This is a genomic window from Hymenobacter volaticus, assembly GCF_022921055.1.
Lineage (GTDB): Bacteria > Bacteroidota > Bacteroidia > Cytophagales > Hymenobacteraceae > Hymenobacter > Hymenobacter volaticus.
This window is the reverse complement of the sequence record NZ_CP095061.1, coordinates 925,545-943,562: the sequence shown is the minus strand read 5'-3', so window position 1 is coordinate 943,562 and position 18,018 is coordinate 925,545. Positions and strand designations below refer to the sequence as shown.

Annotated in this window: 15 protein-coding genes and 1 pseudogene; 14 read left to right on the top strand and 2 right to left on the bottom strand. The window is 55.0% G+C overall.

Features of this window, described 5'->3' with window-relative positions:
- The first annotated feature begins 13 nt into the window (after positions 1–13).
- The 14 genes from MUN86_RS04145 (at position 14) to MUN86_RS04080 (ending at position 14,943) form a co-directional block, all read left to right on the top strand.
- Positions 14–520, top strand: a complete 507-nt coding sequence (locus tag MUN86_RS04145) for a YciE/YciF ferroxidase family protein (RefSeq protein WP_245122098.1) — start codon at positions 14–16, stop codon at positions 518–520.
- Positions 521–761: 241 nt separating this feature from the next.
- Positions 762–1,184: an STAS domain-containing protein gene (locus MUN86_RS04140; RefSeq protein ID WP_245122095.1), complete on the top strand. Its 423-nt coding sequence runs from the start codon at positions 762–764 to the stop codon at positions 1,182–1,184.
- A complete protein-coding gene (locus MUN86_RS04135) occupies positions 1,156–2,043 on the top strand; it encodes an RES domain-containing protein (protein WP_245122092.1) in 888 nt (295 codons plus the stop codon). Before MUN86_RS04140 ends, MUN86_RS04135 begins: the two co-directional genes overlap by 29 nt.
- 321 nt (positions 2,044–2,364) lie before the next feature.
- A complete protein-coding gene (locus MUN86_RS04130) occupies positions 2,365–4,920 on the top strand; it encodes an FdhF/YdeP family oxidoreductase (protein WP_245122090.1) in 2,556 nt (851 codons plus the stop codon).
- Positions 4,921–5,185: 265 nt separating this feature from the next.
- Entirely contained in the window at positions 5,186–5,923 is a 738-nt protein-coding gene (locus tag MUN86_RS04125) for a ferritin-like domain-containing protein (protein WP_245122088.1), read from the top strand.
- A 44-nt stretch (positions 5,924–5,967) separates the two neighbouring features.
- On the top strand, positions 5,968–6,933 hold the full coding sequence (locus MUN86_RS04120; RefSeq protein WP_245122086.1) for a ferritin-like domain-containing protein: 966 nt from the start codon (positions 5,968–5,970) through the stop codon (positions 6,931–6,933).
- A gap of 181 nt (positions 6,934–7,114) precedes the next feature.
- On the top strand, positions 7,115–8,029 hold the full coding sequence (locus MUN86_RS04115) for an isoaspartyl peptidase/L-asparaginase family protein (RefSeq protein ID WP_245122083.1): 915 nt from the start codon (positions 7,115–7,117) through the stop codon (positions 8,027–8,029).
- A gap of 552 nt (positions 8,030–8,581) precedes the next feature.
- On the top strand, positions 8,582–9,310 hold the full coding sequence (locus MUN86_RS04110; RefSeq protein ID WP_245122081.1) for an endonuclease III domain-containing protein: 729 nt from the start codon (positions 8,582–8,584) through the stop codon (positions 9,308–9,310).
- Between the two features lie 94 nt (positions 9,311–9,404).
- Positions 9,405–9,605 carry a hypothetical protein gene (locus MUN86_RS04105; protein WP_245122079.1) on the top strand — a complete coding sequence of 67 codons (201 nt, stop codon included), beginning with the start codon at positions 9,405–9,407 and terminating at the stop codon, positions 9,603–9,605.
- Positions 9,606–9,621: 16 nt separating this feature from the next.
- On the top strand, positions 9,622–9,897 hold the full coding sequence (locus tag MUN86_RS04100) for a DUF167 domain-containing protein (RefSeq protein WP_245122076.1): 276 nt from the start codon (positions 9,622–9,624) through the stop codon (positions 9,895–9,897).
- Positions 9,898–10,076: 179 nt separating this feature from the next.
- Positions 10,077–10,862, top strand: a complete 786-nt coding sequence (locus MUN86_RS04095; protein WP_245122073.1) for a ZIP family metal transporter — start codon at positions 10,077–10,079, stop codon at positions 10,860–10,862.
- 160 nt (positions 10,863–11,022) lie between these two features.
- Positions 11,023–12,399 carry an ATP-binding protein gene (locus MUN86_RS04090; RefSeq protein ID WP_245122071.1) on the top strand — a complete coding sequence of 459 codons (1,377 nt, stop codon included), beginning with the start codon at positions 11,023–11,025 and terminating at the stop codon, positions 12,397–12,399.
- 18 nt (positions 12,400–12,417) lie between these two features.
- Positions 12,418–13,698, top strand: coding sequence for a tetratricopeptide repeat protein (locus MUN86_RS04085; RefSeq protein WP_245122068.1), 1,281 nt, complete (start codon positions 12,418–12,420; stop codon positions 13,696–13,698).
- Between the two features lie 36 nt (positions 13,699–13,734).
- On the top strand, positions 13,735–14,943 hold the full coding sequence (locus MUN86_RS04080) for a tetratricopeptide repeat protein (RefSeq protein WP_245122066.1): 1,209 nt from the start codon (positions 13,735–13,737) through the stop codon (positions 14,941–14,943).
- 160 nt (positions 14,944–15,103) lie between these two features.
- Here the strand turns inward: MUN86_RS04080 and MUN86_RS04075 are convergent.
- Positions 15,104–16,482, bottom strand: a pseudogene (locus MUN86_RS04075) (ammonium transporter).
- 302 nt (positions 16,483–16,784) lie between these two features.
- Positions 16,785–17,987 carry a threonine synthase gene (locus tag MUN86_RS04070; protein ID WP_245122063.1) on the bottom strand — a complete coding sequence of 401 codons (1,203 nt, stop codon included), beginning with the start codon at positions 17,985–17,987 and terminating at the stop codon, positions 16,785–16,787.
- Between the last annotated feature and the right edge of the window lie 31 nt (positions 17,988–18,018).

Here is an 18,018-nt window from a genome sequence, read left to right as displayed (position 1 = left end):
TACTTCCCTTGCTATGTTCGACAAACTAGAGACCCTCGACGACCTGTTCGAGATGCAACTCAAAGACCTGTACAGCGCCGAAAATCAATTGGTGAAAGCCTTACCGCTGATGGCAGAGGCCTCGAAAGACGGACGTTTGCGGCGCGGGTTTGAGCGCCACTTGCACGAAACCGAAAAGCAAGTAGCCCGCCTCGAACAAATTGCGAAAGACCTGGACCTGGACATTAGTGGACACACCTGCAAAGCCATGGAAGGCCTGATTGCCGAAGGCCAGGAAACCATGTCGGAGAATGCTACTCCAGAGGTGATGGATGCCGCCCTGATTGCTTCTTCTCAGCGTATCGAGCACTACGAAATCTCGGGTTACGGCACTGCGGCCCACTTCGCTGAGCGTTTGGGGCACACCAAGGCTGCCGATCTATTGCGGCAGAGCTTAGAGGAAGAACAGCTCACCGACACCAAGCTCAACGAACTAGCGAAGAACTACATCAATCAAAAAGCCGAATCCGATTCTGAATAGCCCACCACTTGCGCCTACAGAAGAGGCCACAAACGTCGGTTACACACGGGCGGTTGTGGCCTTTTTGTTTACGACGGCTACTTCCGTCTTGAGGCAGTTGGAATAGCTGCAATTAAGAGTACGGAGCGGTAAAATCAGCGTAAGCCGCAAAGTGAAATCAGCATTTCCCCTTACTGTAGTGGCTAGCCAGTTCGATAGTTTTGCTTTTAGTGCCGGCATGTGTCGTTGCTAGAGGTTTCTGATGGCACATTTCACAGCGTATAGCAAGCAAACCCAAGGAAATATAGGCGTGAGCCTACGTGGGCAATGCGCTGATGCGGCAGCTGCTCTGCAGTTAGAAGCGGCCATCAAAGCAGCTACTACCAATGGAAAGGCGATAGTCTGGATTGACTGCCAGCGCCTAGAACCCATGACCTGGCAAGGACAACGGGCCATTCTTAATGCCGACTGCTTTGCCCGCACCACCGGTGTAGTACTGCAATGGTGCGGTATGCCAGAGGCCGTGTTAGAGCAACTTGCGGCCAGCGGGCTCAGTATGCTCCTACACCTACAACCGGCTGCTCACTACCAAGGACCCCGAGAATTGCTACAAGACACCTTGCCCCTTTCCACCAACCCCAAATTCCCCCAAATGTATGAGTGTGCAAGCGCCGACTCCGGCTAGCGAGGTTCATATTCACCGACAACTCCGACGGCTGCGCCACTTAAACTGCCGTCGGCATTCTATTGATTCCCTGACGGGCCGGGTCCGTCAGTTGCTGGCTAGTTCTGCCGTGCGCTGTTTGGAGTTGCCCGCCGGCACGCTTGTGTACCGCGGTGTGGCCTGCCAAGAGCCGCCGGAGCGAATCAGTGACGTCTCCTATCCGCCGTCCGAGCGGATAGCCCACGACCAACGCGCCAACCGCGCGGGGGTGCCTATGTTCTATGCCAGTGCCACTTGGCACCCGCCCTTCTTCGAGGCCGGTGTAGAGCCCAACGACCAAATTTTGATTACGCGCTGGATTACTCGGCAGCCGCTCCGGCTCGTTAGCTTTCATGCTGCCGACCAATGCACCGACAACCCGCATTCCGACCGAAACCAGGCGCTTCGCCAGGCAATAAACCAACTTCCCTCAGCAGTGCGCCCCACGGCCGCTTTCTTGACGAAGGCATTCACGCGGAACGTAACAGAGGATAAACACCATGACTACCGCCTGTCAATTGCTATAGCCGAAGCCTGCGAATTAGGCAGCACTTTCGATGGCCTACTATATCCGTCGGCAGCCATGCCTTCGCTGGCGCACAACTTAGCTTTGCACCCCAGCTGCATCGATACGGGCAAGCTGGAACTACAATACGTCGAGCATTTGCGCGTCAACCATGTAGGAACCGAAACCCTGGACGTGCACTCGCTGGATTTTGCCAATAGCTACGACAGCACAGGCCGTTTGCAGTGGCTAGGGCAGCCCGGCAACTGGTTGCTACGCGAAGGTGGTACCGTGACTGCATGCAACTTCGCGGCAGCTAAAGCAGCAAAACAATAAACAATAGCACGTGTGCAGCCCGCCTTGGCAGGAGTACTGGAGTAAATACCAGCGCTCCTGCCAAGGCGGGCTTATTTGTGGGGCAATGGGAAAAAAGCGCCTCCAATTTTCCGAGAGACTCGTGGTAAGAAGAGGCTTGACTAGTTACTGCTGCTTGGGATATACCCGCATCCTCTCCGGGTTTATACGCTGAAATTACGTGTTTTTACTGCGTCTGACGCATTAAAACCGGACGTATAGAATAGTGTACCGGTAAGGACTAGGAACCCTTGCCTGCCTGGAACGCGCACCCCTACTCCTCTCTTTCTCGAAGCTCGAATCATGGACAAATCTCCTGCCTACGACCCTAGCCAGGCCGGCAAAACCGATCAGCAAACGGCCAGCAACAACGTACCCAAAAGCGGTGAGCGGCCCGATCAGGGGTCAGCCCCCACCAGTGACAATTGGAGCACCTCCCCGGATCGTAAGTCGATGGACGAGCGGCCAATGGAGGCCCCCGATACGTTAGGCGCCAAGCACAAGCACCCGATTCTGGCGCAACCCCCGGAAGAATTCACGGGCCTGCACCTCAGCAAGCCCGCCAAAGTAGCGGCGGGCGTAACGGCGGTGCTCAAATCCGGGGCGTTTGCTTTCAGCGAAGACGGCCCGGTCCGCGGCACGCACGCACTGCTTAAGCTCAACCAAAAAGACGGATTCGACTGTTCCTCCTGCGCTTGGCCCGACCCCGATGACCACCGCTCGGTAGCCGAATTTTGCGAGAACGGTGCCAAAGCCACGGCTTCTGATGCTCAGTCTGACCCGGTAGGGCACGAATTCTTCGCCAAGCACAGCCTAGCAGACTTGTCGCGCATGACGGACCGTGACTTGAACAACGCCGGTCGTATCACGCACCCCATGGTGCTGCGGCCCGGTGCCACGCACTACACGCCTATTTCGTGGCCTGAAGCCTTCGATTTAGTTGGTCAGGAACTAAATGCGCTGAACTCCCCCAACGAGGCCATTTTCTATACCTCGGGCAAAGTACCCAACGAGCCGGCATATTTATATCAGCTCTTCGTGCGGCAGTTTGGCACCAACAACCTGCCCGACTGCTCGAACCTGTGCCACGAAAGCAGCGGTGCGGCCTTGAGCAATACCACAGGCTTGGGCAAAGGCTCCGTTACGCTCAACGACATCTACGACGCCGAAGTCATTCTCATCATTGGGCAGAACCCTGGCACCAACCACCCACGCATGCTCACGGCTTTGCAAAAGGCCAAGAAAAACGGCGCCAAAATCATCAGCATCAACCCGCTGCATGAGGCGGGCCTATTGCACTTCAAGAACCCGCAGGATTTTATGAATCCGCTCAAGGCCCTCGGGACCTTGCTCGGCGACGGTACGCCCATCACCGATATCTACCTGCAAGTGCGCATCAACAGCGACCAGCTCGTGATGCGCGGCATCATGAAGTGTCTGCTGGAAGCGGAGGCCCTCAACCCCGGCCAAGTGCTCGACCACAATTTCATTACGAGCTACACCACGGGCTATACGGAGCTATTGGAAACGCTCAATAATACTAGTTGGACTGACATTGAGGAAGCCAGTGGCATCACTAGAGCGCAGATTCAGGAGGCTGCTAGCTTGATAGCCCGCCATAAAAAAATTATTACCTGCTGGGCCATGGGCCTTACGCAGCAGAAAAACGGCGTGTACACCATTCAGGAGATTACCAACATGCACTTCCTGATGGGTGCTATTGGCATTCCGGGCGCGGGTCTTTGCCCGGTGCGCGGCCACTCCAACGTGCAAGGCGACCGAACCATGGGCATTTGGGAACGGCCCACCGATACCTTCCTCGACTCGCTGGCGAAGGAGTTCAACTTCGAGCCGCCGCGCGAGTTTGGGTGGGATGTGGTGGAAGCTGTGAAAGCTCTGCACGACGGCAAAGTCAAGGTGTTTATGGCCATGGGCGGCAATATGCTCTCGGCCTGCTCCGATACCGAGTTTGTAGCTGAGGGCATGCGCAAACTGCGGCTATCAGTGCACGTCACTCCGAAGCTCAACCGCGGCCACCTCGTCAACGGCGAAATGGCCCTACTGCTCCCCTGCAAAACCCGCATCGACATCGACATGCAGAAGTCGGGTCAGCAATTCATGACTTGCGAAAACTCGATGGGGGTAGTGAGCATGAGCAAAGGCGTGCTGGAACCCATATCCGACCAGATGCTGAGCGAGGTAGCCATTGTGTGCGGCATTGCTATTGCCACCCTAGGCGAGCGGACCACAGTAGATTGGGTTGGCTGCACCGAAAACTACGACCTCATTCGTGACTACGTAGCGCGCACCATTCCTGGTTTCGAAGACTTCAACCAGAAGGTGCGGCACCCCGGCGGTTTCTACTTACCCAATGGCCCGCGCGAACGGAACTTCACTACCGAAAACGCCAAGGCCAACTTCACTAGCACGCCCTACGAGAAACATGTGCTGGAACCCGGCCAGATGGTGCTCATGACCATTCGCTCGCACGACCAGTTCAACACCACCGTCTACGACTACAACGACCGGTACCGAGGCATTCGTGGCGAGCGGCGCATCATCTTCATGCACCCAGAAGACATGGTCGACCGCGGCATCAAGGAAAAAGGGCTGGTCAATATCACCAGCCACTTCCTAGATCAGCAGCGCCACGCCGAGAAGTTTATTGCCATTCCCTACGATATTCCGAAGGGCAACTGTGCTGTGTATTTCCCCGAAGGCAACGTGTTGGTGCCCATTGGTAGCGTGGCCTACAAGAGCAACACGCCTACCTCCAAATTTGTGGTCGTAACCGTGGAGCGGGTGGAAGTACCTATTGGTACTACTACAGCATCTAGCCAAGTGGCTGTGCCTGCATAGCGTGTGTTTTGAGGCGAGTAGCAGGCCGAAAATCATCCCTAACAAAATAAGATCATTCCGGTTTTTACTCGCCTCGAAATAACATAATCTTATGTATTACTTTAAAGCATATACATCTTTCTATGTAAAGCTGACAGACACGAAACCATCGTAACAAACACGTAATTCCATACCAATAAACACGTAATTAATCTTTTATCTAAAGTGGTAGCGGCGCAGTGGCCGTACATCAATTCATGTTTCACACTAGATGCACTAAACCGCTATGACCAAGCTTCTCCTTCCCCCAGAGCCGGCCGATAAACCGACCTCTACTTCCCGCCGTTCATTTCTGCGTTACTCCGGTGCTACCATGGCAGTTGGTGGCCTTCTACTAGCTGGTTGCGACGACGACAGTGAGAGTGGCAGCAACCGCATCGATGTAGGCTCAGGCGACCCTGGTATATTAAATTATGCCTACGCACTCGAGCAGCTAGAAGCAGCCTTCTATGCTGCAGTAAAAGGAGGCGCGTATTACTCAGGTGCCCCAGCTTCTGAAAAGCAAATCTTTGATGATCTGGCGCTGCACGAACAGATTCACGCAGATTTCTTTAAAACAGCTCTAGGTAATGGTGCTATAAAAGCATTGGAGCCGGATTTCAGCACTATCAACTTTGGGGATAAGAACAGCGTGCTTACTGCTGCTCAAGCCTTTGAAGATTTAGGAGTAGCTGCATATAATGGAGCTGGCCGCTTTATTACCGCTCCTGGTTATTTGGTGGTAGCAGGTAAAATTGTATCGGTAGAAGCCCGGCACGCAGCACTTATTCGTGACTTGCGCGCGTACAACTCGTTCGTAGACAACGATGTAGTGGATTTGTTCACGCCATCCGGTAGCGCTTCAACTCCTGGTGTAGGCAATGGCACTGGTTTGGAAAGGTCTAAGCGACCAGCTGAGGTAGTAGAAACCGCTAATCAGTTTCTCAAGGAAGGCTCTAAGATTAGCGCCAACAGTTTTAAATAAGCTGGCTTTAGCTGGTCTTTTCACTACAAATCGTCTTTTCCATCATGGATTTATTTAAACTAATCAAGGAAATCGAGCAGGTTGATCCTGAGATCTACGATCGTCTCGACTCGCGTCGTCGCGTATTCAAACACTTTGGCATGGCTGGCAAAGCCGTAACGGCTGCTGTGCTGCCAGGCTTAGTAAGCGGTATCTTCCAGCGTGCATATGGACAAGGCACAACCCTGCCAGCTGATGTCGTTGCTGTATTGAATTTGGCTCTAAGCTTGGAATACTTAGAGTTCTACTTTTACGATAGTGGCCTGAAGGCTAATAACCTGATTCCATCTGCTGATCGGCCTGCTTTCGAAAAGATCCGTAATGATGAATCGGGTCACATCAAGGTTTTGAGAGGTGCTTTAGGTTCGCTTGCCATTGCTGATCCAGGGCGTGGTGCCTTCGACTATAGCGGAGGTCGCAACCCAGTGCCACTGGTAGGCGACACGGCAGTAGGCAATGGACCGTTCAAAACGGTATTCACGGCCTATCCTATTTTCTTGGGTGTGTCGCAGTCGTTCGTAGATACTGGTATCCGTGCTTACAAAGGCGGTGCACCGGTACTTATGACTAATAAAGACGTGCTTGAAGCAGCTTTGAACATTCACTCGGTTGAGGCGCGGCACTCCTCGCACGTGCGTACTATCCGCCGGGGCATCACAAACGTGGCCAACCCTACGGCACCTATGAACGCACAGCCGAAAAGCTGGGTCTCGCTTCTTGACAATGGTGGCCCTTCTCCGGATACAAATCCGTCAACTAGACCAGTATATGATGCTGGCACCCCAGCTTCTAGTTCAGACCCGTTAGCACTTGTTTATCCAAAGGAAGACAACGTTACGCACTTAGGTGTAACTATTCCGGGTAATGCTACTGCTGCGTCAGAAGCTTTTGATGAGCCTCTTGATGCTGTTTCGGTTAAGAATATTGCCCGCAATTTTGCTGTCCTCACCAGCGGCTTGTTCCCTGCCTAATTTACCAACTAAAGTAGGCGGCTTACAGGATTAGCCGCTTGCTAACTCATACAGCCTCAGTTTGTGCGTACCTCGGTACGCCAGACTGAGGCTGTTTCCTTACCTACATCTCCCACCTCGACACTTGTAACCCTGGAGCGCTCTTGGCGTCTACACACCTCCCACCTGACAGCAGAATTCTATGAGCAAGTACGCCATTGTAGTGCACGGCGGTGCCGTAACCATGAAGCCCGGACAACTAACGCCCGAAGAGGAAGCGCACCAGCGCGAAGGACTAAGCCAAGCCGTCCAAGCGGGCTGGCAGGTGCTTCACGAAGGTGGCACGGCTCTCGATGCCGTAGAAGCAGCCGTTACCAGCCTCGAAAACAACGAGCACTTCAATGCCGGGCGCGGCAGCAGCCTCACCCAACAGGGCGAAGTGGAAATGGACGCCAGTATCATGGACGGCAGCAACCTTAGGGCGGGCGCCGTAAGCAGCGTCAAGTACGTAAAAAACCCCATTCAGCTGGCTCGTGCCGTGCTCGAACAAGGCTCCCCGGTGTATTTGACAAGCGAAGGAGCTATTGAATTCGCGTTGAAGCAAGGACTGGACTTGGAAGCACCTGACTACTTCAAAACCGAGAAAACGCGCAAACAGTGGGTGGAACTAGTGCAGCAAGCCCAAGGCGAACCTCAGCAGCAAGATACTGTCGGAGCCGTTGCGCTCGACCAACACGGTAATCTGGCGGTGGCTACGAGCACCGGTGGCATCGAAGGGCAACTCAAAGGCCGCGTCGGGGATAGCCCGGCCATAGGTGGCGGTAGCTACGCCAGCAACGATGCTTGCGCCGCCTCCTGCACCGGCGACGGCGAGGTGATTTTGCGAGGCGCTTTGGCGCACGAGGTGTATGCGCTAGTTAAGTACAAGGGCTTGCCTATTGCGGAAGCCTGTCGCGAAGCCATTGCCTTGCACGACGAGGAGTTGCAAGGCGACAAAGGCATTATTGGCGTCGATACAGAAGGCAACATAGCGTTGGAATTCAATAGCAACGTAATGCGCCGGGCGTACCGCATAGGCGAGGAAGAACCTGTAGTAGCTATATGGCGCGACGAATAGAATTATCAGGCATTTGGGAAGTTGTCAAGTGCTAGTTTGAGCGTCTTATTTGATTTAGTCTCCACTTGCCCTAGCGTCTCGCGTGTATAACCTGTATTGGCAACACTAGTGAAATTCCTTCATACCGAGGTAAATCGTCAAGCATACTAGTATTATATACAGAGGCATTATCATGCTGAGCACAGTGCAACGAAGTCGAAGCATCTCGCAGGTTATGTTGCACTGCTAACCGTCATGCTGAGCGTAGCCGAAGCATCTCGCTAGTATAGTAATCACTACTTCTGTGTCAGCACGCGAGATGCTTCGACTACGCCTCCGGCTCCGCTCAGCATGACAGACAATGCCTCCTTTAACGTCAGCACGCGAGATGCTTCGGCAATCTCAGCATGACCAATATACTTTGGCAACGATTCGAGCGAGATGCTTCGGCTCCGCTCTGCATGACGATACTCATTCCACCGTCCGTACGTTTGCTGCTTCGGTGAGTGGACGCTGGATCAAGCATGATGCTGAGCTTGGCAACTGGCAACCTACTATTGCGTAGGCTAAACTGTGCCTTCCCTCAGAGCCCCCGACACCACGTTTGATAGCCGCCAGCAGAAAGCTTTGCTGGTGCATGACCGTTTGTGCGCCGAATACGGAGCGCCGTTTCCATTTTTCAGCACCAAAGACCCGCTGAGTGAGTTAGTTAGTGTCCTGCTTTCCCACCGCACCCGCAATCAAGATTCGCACCGCGCCTACCAGCAGCTTGTGGCTCGTTTCCCGACCTGGGAGCAAGTGCGCGACGCCCCCACCGAAGAAGTGCAGGAAGCCATTAGCCCGTGCACGTGGCCCGAACAAAAGGCACCCCGAATTCAGGCGGTACTACGCGAAATCAGTGAGCGGTGCGGCGGCCCCTGCGACCTAACTTTTCTGGCCGAAAAATCGGTGCCGGAGGCGCGGGCTTGGCTGGAATCTATTTCGGGAGTTGGCCCCAAAACCAGCGCCGCGGTGCTGCTATTCAGCAAGCTGCGCATTGCGGCCATGCCCGTCGATAGCCACCACCACCGTGTTGCCCAACGCCTAGGGCTTATTGGGCCGAAAGTAGGAGAAGGTGCCGCCCACGCGCTACTTGCCGCTTTGCTGCCGCCTGATTGGGATGCGCAGCAGGTCTACGACCACCACGAAGCGTATATGTACCACGGCCAAAAGTGCTGCTACTTTCATACGCCCGCTTGTGGCCGCTGCGTCGTGCTTGATCAGTGTCCTTTCGGTCAAGAGCGAGTGAGTGTGAAAGTGTGAATAAGTGAGTTGCGCCGACAGCTGAATAATGGCTTACCAAGCTCATATTCTTTTCCTATACTTGTCCACCACCTCACTCCTACTTGCAACTACCATGAAACCGACCTACGGTGTACCAGCGCTGCTTTCTTTTTTCATTCCCGGCTTAGGCCAGCTCATTAAAGGACAGATTCTGAAGGCTTTTCTGATCTGGGCCGTAGGGGGCGTCGTGGGATTTTTGCTGGCCTGGACTCTAATTGTGCCCTTCGTTATTTGGGCTTGGAACGTGTACGACGCCTATAACGACCCCGCCTAACCGGTTTCTGCTGCCAGTGCCTGTTGTTCTTCACCTCAAAGCCAAGCCCAACGCCCGTGCTAACCAATTGCTGGTAGGCCCCGATGGCAGCCTGACCGTGCGCTTACAAGCCCCTGCCCACGATGGCAAAGCCAATGCGTGCCTGCTGAACTACCTCGCTCAAGTATTCGAGGTCAGCAAATCCACTATTACCCTCGTAACGGGTCATACCTCGCCTTTCAAGAAAGTGGCCATTGAAGCCATAGACGAACCCAAACTGCAAATGGTACTTGCGCAGTTTCAAACGGCGTAGCAAATAAATGGGTACCTGATGTGTGGGACGTTGGCGAGTAAACAAATACCCTATTAGCTATCCGCTTAAGGCTTAGGAATCTGTAAACTCAGGCACATCCCAAACACAACCTGAAGCACAGCTTGCGTATAACCCGCCAACATGTGGGCCATAATGGTGCGCAGCTTCTCCTTTTGCACATGACGTTTCCTACTTGGATGATGGCGGGGTTCTGGGGTTTGGTCTCGGGGTCGGCGCTGCTGCTAGGCGCGGCGCTTGGTTACTTCGCCCGTGTGCCGCAACGGTTGATTGCCGCTATTATGGCCTTTGGCAGTGGGGTACTGATTTCCACGCTTTCTCTGGAGCTAATGGAAGAAGCCTATAAAAAAGGCGGCTTCAATTCCACTGCTACTGGCTTTGTAGGGGGCGCAGCGGTCTACACGCTCGCCAACTGGCTACTGGCCCGCTATGGAGCCAAGCACCGCAAACGTTCTGGCAACCAGCAAAAGCAGGAGCTTGCCTCCCAGGAACAAGCAACTGGCACCGACGAAGCCGATAACGGCATGGCTCTAGCCATTGGCGCCCTGCTCGACGGTATTCCAGAAAGCATTGTCATCGGGCTGAGCATGTTGGCAGGAGGCGCGGTAAGCATGGTAGCCGTGGTAGCCATTTTCCTTTCCAACCTACCTGAAGGGCTATCGAGTGCAGCGGGCATGAAGAAAGCAGGCAGGTCGGCGAGCTACGTTTTGCTGCTGTGGACCGGCATTGCGGTTATTTCGGGTATTTCATCGTTGCTAGGCTACACCTTGTTTAGCGGCTTCCCCGACGAAGTAATATCCGCCACTATGGCCGTATCGGCCGGCGCCGTGCTAGCCATGATTGCCGATACTATGATTCCGGAAGCTTTTGCCGAAGCTCACAACTTCACGGGCCTCATTACGGTACTCGGATTCCTTGTTTCCTTCTTCCTGAGCAAGATGGATTAAGGCCAGACAGTTTCTGCGCCGTCTAATTTATAAGCAGCAAAATATTGCGGCCCCATTATCGTACGTTATCCTCGAAATCATGAACTTTGAACTGTTGTGTTCGAGGGGCTGATTTTCTTGTTCCACCCATATAATACGCTTACCAATTAGCATTTTATTTATGGCTATATCGCCTGATCCGTCTGCTATTCAACCCCTGCTGGACGCTTTATCTTTTTCGCCCGACAACCTGCCGTTGCGCAAGCACGTGGGTGGTTTGCTGCTCGAAGCCAACCGGCTAACCGAAGCCGAAGACTTGTACCGGGCTGGCCTGCGCCAAGTCCCCACCGACACTGATCTGCAATTGGGCTTGGCTAAAACCTATGCTGGCCTGAGCAAAACGTCGGCGGCTTTTGTGGTAGTAGAAGAACTGCTCGAAGCCTCTCCCGACCACGCCCGAGCGCACTTGCTGCACGCTCAGCTGTTGGCCAGCACCAACCAGCTAGTGGCCGCCCGCGAAGCCTACGAAACTGCCCTTCAGCACAACCCCACGCTAGAGGATGCCGAGCTAGCAGCCAAGTTGCGCGAACGGGCCCCGGCTCAACCCGCGCACGGCGGCCCGCCCACGGCGGCGCCTTTCACCAACTCGCCCGTCACGGACGAGCAGGCGCTGTTCGGGGGCCTTGAAAAGCCGAAAATTAACTTCTCGGATGTGGGCGGCATGGAGGCCCTTAAAGAGGAAATCCGGCTGAAAATTATCCATCCGTTGCAGTTCCCCGATCTGTATAAAGCGTATGGCAAAGCAACCGGCGGCGGCTTGTTGCTCTACGGTCCGCCCGGCTGCGGCAAAACCTATTTGGCCCGTGCTACGGCCGGCGAGGTAAAGGCCTCGTTTATCCACGTTGGTATCAACGACATCTTGGATATGTGGCTCGGTAACAGCGAGCGAAACTTACACCAGCTTTTCGAGCAAGCCCGCTTACAAGCGCCCTGCGCACTGTTTTTCGACGAGGTAGACGCCCTAGCGGCCAACCGCCACGACTTGCGCCAAAGCGCGGGCCGCACCGTTATCAACCAGTTCTTAGCTGAACTAGACGGCGCCACCGCTTCCAACGACGGGGTACTGATTTTGGCTGCCACCAACGCCCCCTGGCACCTCGATTCCGCCTTCCGTCGTCCCGGCCGCTTCGACCGAATTCTGCTGGTCACTCCACCCGACGAAGCTGCTCGGGCCGCCGTGCTGGAAGTGCTGCTTCGGGGCAAACCCGTGGCGCCCTCTGTAAATCTGCGCAAGCTAGCTGCCCAAACCGCTGGCTACTCCGGCGCCGACCTACAAGCCGTAGTGGACGTAGCCGTGGAAAACCGTTTGCGTGAATCCATGAAAGCCGGCAAGCCCTTGCCGCTAGAGCAGGCCACCCTGACCGATGCTGCCGGCAAAGTGCGCGCCAGCACCCGCGAATGGTTTGCCACCGCCAAAAACTACGCGCTTTACTCTAATGAAGGCGGTGTGTACGACGACATCTTGGTGTACTTAGGCATCAAGAAGCCCTCGGCGTAGCCGGCACGTTGTATGGACATGGAAACTATCCGCACCGACCGGTGGCAGGAGGCGGTGCAGCAATTATTGGCCGTGCGGCGTCCGGCGCAGGCCGAGCAGTTAGTGCGCCGGCGCTTGGCAACCTATCCGCAGGACGCCTACGCACACGTGCTATTAGCCTTCACGCTTCTTCGGCAGCAACGGGAAACAGAAGCAATAGACGCCGCTGAAAATGCTTTGAGCTTCAATCCGGCCGAAAGTGAAGCGTATTATTTGCTTGCTTTGGCGCTGGCCCGCAAAGGCAAAGTGGAAGCCGCTCAGAACGCTATTCGTCAAGCTCTGCGGCTCAATTCCGTTAGTAGCAAGTACTTGGGCATTCAGGCTTGGTTGCTCAATGCCCTCAATCGGTCATCGGAGGCACAAGCAGCGGCCGAAGCGGGGCTCAGCTACGACCCGACGCATGTAGAATGCTTAACCCAACTCGCAAACGCATTGCGCAATCAGCAGCAATGGTCTTTGTTACAAGCTTGTTTGCGGCAGCTGGTGAAAGCGCACCCCCAATTACCACTGGCACACAAGCTATTAGGGGAAGAAGCCCTACGCCAAGAACACTTTGCGGAAGCGCAAGCACATTTCGAGGCGGTATTGCGGTTAGCACCTGATGAAGCGGATGCTCATAAAGGACTGACTCGTGCGCTACGCTACCAGTTCGGGCCGGGGCGTTTGGCGAGGCGCCTTGATGTGTACATGACCTCTATTTCGGAAGGAACCAAGAAAGGGCAATTGCGTGCTTGGGGTCATTTTCTGCTGATCTGGATTCCGCTTTCCTTATTGTGTGTTCCTATTCTGCTTTTCGTGGGGTTTGAGGCCGTGTACTGGCGCTTGCATCCTCAGGTGCGGCAGTTGCGCAACCGCCCTGCCGATGCTCCGTCTTACTTGCACGAAAGTTTGCATCGCTACGGCACTATTGCTTCTGCTATTCTGCTGGTAATTGCCCTGCTACCGTCCCTGATATGGATTATTTTAAAGTTAGGAGTACCTGAAAGCGCACTAGGACCAGGATTAACAGGAGGGCTTACCGCACTGATAATGGGTATGGGGCAAGCATTGAAGACGGCTACTGATATGCCGCTGCCCACAAAATCGCCAGTAGGCTGGCTGCTGGTGGCTTTTCTGAGCCTAGCCGCGACGCTAGCTTGTACCTTCTCGTCGCTTTTATGGCCCTGGAGTCCACCTGCTTTGCTTCTGTGCAACGGCGTACTCCTTTACTGGCGTATTCGCAGCCTACGGCACGATTCGCCGAATAGTATGGTTGGCTAAGCTTCCGCTATTTCCTTTATTTCTCTATACTTCTATATGGAACAACCCACCTGGCCCGACCGAATCTTACTGCTACTACGCCAGGGGCGCGCCACGCAAGCCGAGCAGGAACTGCGCCGGGCACTGCAAGAAGACCCCGACAATCCGTTGGCGCACGCCTGGCTAGGCATGGCCTTGCTCGATCTGAACCAGGTGGCGCAGGGTCAGCAGGAAATTGAAACGGCTATTGGGCTGGCGCCGGAATACGACTTTGCTTACTACCTGCTTAGCCTAGCCCACCAGCGGCAACAACGGTTACCAGCGGCTCAGCAAGCCATTGAGCAAGCGTTGGCCTTAGACCCTACCGACCCCAATTACCACCATATGTTGGGGCAAATCCGGTTTCAGCGTGGTCAGTGGGAAGGTTCCCTGCGAGCCGCTGAAGCCGGTCTTTACTATGATGCGCAGCACGTCGACTGCCTAAGCTTGCGGGCCCGTTGCCTGGCGCGCTTGGGTCGCCCCACCGATGCCGCCGATTCGCTGCAGCAGGCTTTGCACTACAACCCCGATGATGCCGGCACCCACGCCGATGCCGGTTGGGTAGCCCTCGAAGCCGGTCAGCACCACCTCGCCCTCGACCATTTTCGCGACGCACTGCGCCTACGCCCCACCTCGGAGTACGCCCGAGAAGGATTAGTGGAGGCCCTGAAAGCAAGGTACTGGATTTACCGCGCCTTCTTACGCTTCAGCGTCTGGACTCAAAACTTGAGCGACGGCACGCGCCGCATGATGTTCATTGGCATCTACGTGTTGGTCAGATTCGTGCCATTTCTACTACCTTTTTACTTGCCGCTGGTGTTCATGAGCTGGTTTGCCGACCCTATTTTCAATGGCTTGTTGCAGCTTAACTCCTACGGCCGCCACGCGCTTTCCGACGCGCAACGCCGGCAGGCCCTGGTGTTTATGGGAACTGCCGGGGCCGGGGCCGCTTTGCTCGTTGTGTCCGCGGTTACGGATTTCGCCTGGACTGGTGTGCTCGGCACTAGTTTGTTGATGTCTCTTTTCCCGCTCATGGTAGCTCTACGGCCGGTTATAGCCGAGCGCACCCGCCGTTGGGCTGTTGCCGCGGCCGCCGCGTTGCTGGTGCTAGGTGCTTCGGGAGCAGTTTTGCAGGCACTCCATGTTGCCGGCGACCTTCACAGCGGAATCATGGGGCTTATGACTATTATTTGGGTACTGTTTATGTGGGGCACTGCCTTAAGCTAGAAACAGCTCGAAGTTGTAGCCGCTGACGGTCTTACTATTAGCGCAAAACGAGGTGTATAGAAATGTAAAAGCCGTCAGATCCCCCTCTGACGGCTTTCATGTTCCCTCCCCTACTCACCTGGTTGCCGTTCCGGTTGGCGGAAGCTAGCGCGCAAGTGTTCTATACGCTCTCCTTCGCAACTTCTTTGCGGTAGGTGCGCTCAAAGTCTTCGTCTACATGGTACGTTGACTCCTCGTGCTGGCTCAAGTCGAGGCCTAGTGCTTCTTCCTGTAGTTTCACCCGCAGGCCGAAGAACCGGTCCGTCAGCTTAAGCAAGATCCAAGAACCCACGAACGAGTAAGCTACCACAATCACGAGGCCCAATACGTGGTAACCGAATACCGTGGCCGTGCCGTGTACCAAGCCCACTTTGTCGGCGAAAACACCGGTCAGCAGCATACCTACAATACCACCTAAGCCGTGGCACGGGAACACATCCAGCGTGTCATCAATGGTGGTGCGGCTGTTTTGCCAATGCACGGCCACGTTGCTAATCAAGGCCGCTACTACGCCAATCAATAAGCTCTGCCCGTACGTCACGTAGCCAGCGGCGGGCGTGATGGCAACCAAACCAACTACGGCGCCTATGCAAGCACCCATGGCGCTTGGCTTGCCGCCCCGCACTACATCGGCTAGCATCCAAGCTACCAGAGCGGCCGCCGAGGCCAAGTTGGTATTCACGAAAGCCGTTACGGCCAACTCATTGGCGCCGAGGGCCGAACCGGCATTGAAACCAAACCAGCCAAACCACAGCAAACCTGTACCCAACAGCACATAGGGCACGTTGGGAGTTGAAAACACTGTATTCGTGAGGTGCGTAGCGCGGCGACCCAATACGGTGGCTCCGGCTAAAGCGGCAATACCAGCCGAAATGTGTACTACTGTTCCGCCCGCAAAGTCAAGAACACCCCACTTGCGCAAGAAACCTTCCGGATGCCAAGTCCAATGGGCCAGCGGGCAGTAGATGAACAAGGAAAATAGCACCATAAAGACCAAATAGCCCTTAAAGCGCACTCGCTCGGCAAAAGAACCTGTAATGAGGGCCGGTGTAATGATGGCAAACTTCAGCTGAAACGCGAAAAAGAGAATAAACGGAATCGTGGGCGACAGCAGCGGGTGCGTGGCCGTGCCCACGTTGCGCAGCATAACAAACGTGAGCGGGTTACCGATGATGCCGTGCCAAGAGTCGCCGTAGCTCAGCGAGAAGCCCACGAAGTAAAACACAATGGATATCACGCCCAACGCTACGAAGCTTTGCAGCATGGTGCTGATGACGTTCTTGGGGCGAACCATGCCCCGTAGAAGAACGACAATCCCGGCGTCATAATCAGGACGAAAGCGGTGGCGGTAAGCATCCAAGCCACATCAGCGGCATTGAAAGACCCCGGGGCCGCGGCAGGATGCGCCACATCGACAAAGGCCGAGACTAAGGTCAGGCCAACCAATAGTACCAGGGAGTACAGACTTAGGTTATTGGTTCGCTTGGACGCTGAATTCATAGCAGAAAGTTGAGTTTGACCTAGTTTTCTAAGGCCAAAATAGACAAACACTATGTAAATACTAGCATAACACCCCTATTTTATATCCCTTGAATCATTATTTACTTCTTTTCCTGCCTTAACCTCCTTCAAAATACCTACCATATAAGTAAAATGTAAATGCTGTGAGAATCCACTTTCAATAGATTCCATAACGATGAAAAGCCTTAGTAAAGCAATGCCACTCGTTGAGCCGATGGCACTGCTTTACTAAGGCTTTCGTTACACTAGTTGGGTTGTTTCCCCGTTGAGCCGCTTCTGCGCTACTCTTTGTAGCGGCCCTCCACGTTGTCCATATACTTTTGGCCGGAGCCGGTATTCAATAGCAATATCTGCTCATCGGGTTTCAGCCAACCCGTTTCAAGCAACTGGCGGGCAGCCATCCAAACGGCTCCGCCTTCGGGGGCCACAAACAGGCCTTCCAGTTGCGCTAGTTCGCGCATGCCTTCCAGCATCTGCTCATCGGTGATACTGATAGCAGTTCCTTGCGACTCATCGAGCACTTGTAGCATTAGTTGCTCGCCAAGCGGACGCGGTACGGCCAAGCCGTTGGCAATGGTGGGCTGACCGACGTAGGCGTGGCAGTTGGGCTGATGACCCGCGCGGGTTTCCACCAATGGACAGCAGTTGGCGGCTTGCACTGCTACCATGCGCGGCAGTTTGGCATCAGCAGGAAGCCAGCCAAGGGTTTGCATTTCGCGAAATGCCTTCCAGATGCCGATAAGGCCAGTACCGCCGCCAGCGGGGTAGAGCAACACATCAGGGAGTTGCCAGTTAAGTTGCTCGGCCAACTCGTAGCCCATGGTTTTCTTGCCCTCAAGGCGGTAAGGCTCTTTCAGCGTTGAAACATCGAGTAATTCATTGTTGGCGTTCAGCTCCCGGACGCGGGCGGCGCAGTCGTTGATGAGGCCATCGACGAGGTGTACTTCGGCGCCGTACCAGTAGCACTCCTCTTTAAAGGCTTTGGGCGTGTGGCGAGGCATCACGACCACGGCCCGCAGACCGGCGCGGGCGCAATAGGCCGCCATGGCTACGCCGGCATTGCCAGCCGTCGGAATAATGCAGCCGGTGGCCCCTAGCTCTTTGGCTTTCGAAACGGCCATGCTCAGGCCGCGGGCTTTAAAGGAGCCCGTAGGGTTTTGGCCTTCGTCTTTCAGGCGCAAATCGTGCAGACCGTAGCGGGCACCAAGGCGGCGCATTTCTAGCAGCGGCGTCCAGCCTTCACCCAAGCTGACTTTTTGCGCATCATCGAAAAGCGGCAGCAAAGAACGGTAGCGCCACATCGAGTTTTCGGCGGTGTCGATACCAATAGTGCGCGGCAGGGGTTCGGCTAGGTTGTAGGAGGCCAGCAGAGGCTGCGCGCAGCACTCCGAAACGCGCTGCATCGTGAAGGCTGAGTAGGCGGTGTGGCAGGCGGCGCAGTGCAACTCGTGCAAGCGGGTTGAGGTATCAAGGAGAGTTTTCATGGCGCAGATTTCTACGCAAACCTCCTCGGTT

Coding starts and splice junctions, on each gene's coding strand:
- MUN86_RS04095 (WP_245122073.1), top strand. CDS start 10,077: ATGACGTTTCCTACTTGGATGATGGCGGGGTTCTGGGGTTTGGTCTCG.
- MUN86_RS04125 (WP_245122088.1), top strand. CDS start 5,186: ATGACCAAGCTTCTCCTTCCCCCAGAGCCGGCCGATAAACCGACCTCT.
- MUN86_RS04135 (WP_245122092.1), top strand. CDS start 1,156: ATGAGTGTGCAAGCGCCGACTCCGGCTAGCGAGGTTCATATTCACCGA.
- MUN86_RS04070 (WP_245122063.1), bottom strand. CDS start 17,987: ATGAAAACTCTCCTTGATACCTCAACCCGCTTGCACGAGTTGCACTGC.
- MUN86_RS04145 (WP_245122098.1), top strand. CDS start 14: ATGTTCGACAAACTAGAGACCCTCGACGACCTGTTCGAGATGCAACTC.
- MUN86_RS04090 (WP_245122071.1), top strand. CDS start 11,023: ATGGCTATATCGCCTGATCCGTCTGCTATTCAACCCCTGCTGGACGCT.
- MUN86_RS04120 (WP_245122086.1), top strand. CDS start 5,968: ATGGATTTATTTAAACTAATCAAGGAAATCGAGCAGGTTGATCCTGAG.
- MUN86_RS04105 (WP_245122079.1), top strand. CDS start 9,405: ATGAAACCGACCTACGGTGTACCAGCGCTGCTTTCTTTTTTCATTCCC.
- MUN86_RS04115 (WP_245122083.1), top strand. CDS start 7,115: ATGAGCAAGTACGCCATTGTAGTGCACGGCGGTGCCGTAACCATGAAG.
- MUN86_RS04140 (WP_245122095.1), top strand. CDS start 762: ATGGCACATTTCACAGCGTATAGCAAGCAAACCCAAGGAAATATAGGC.
- MUN86_RS04130 (WP_245122090.1), top strand. CDS start 2,365: ATGGACAAATCTCCTGCCTACGACCCTAGCCAGGCCGGCAAAACCGAT.
- MUN86_RS04085 (WP_245122068.1), top strand. CDS start 12,418: ATGGAAACTATCCGCACCGACCGGTGGCAGGAGGCGGTGCAGCAATTA.
- MUN86_RS04080 (WP_245122066.1), top strand. CDS start 13,735: ATGGAACAACCCACCTGGCCCGACCGAATCTTACTGCTACTACGCCAG.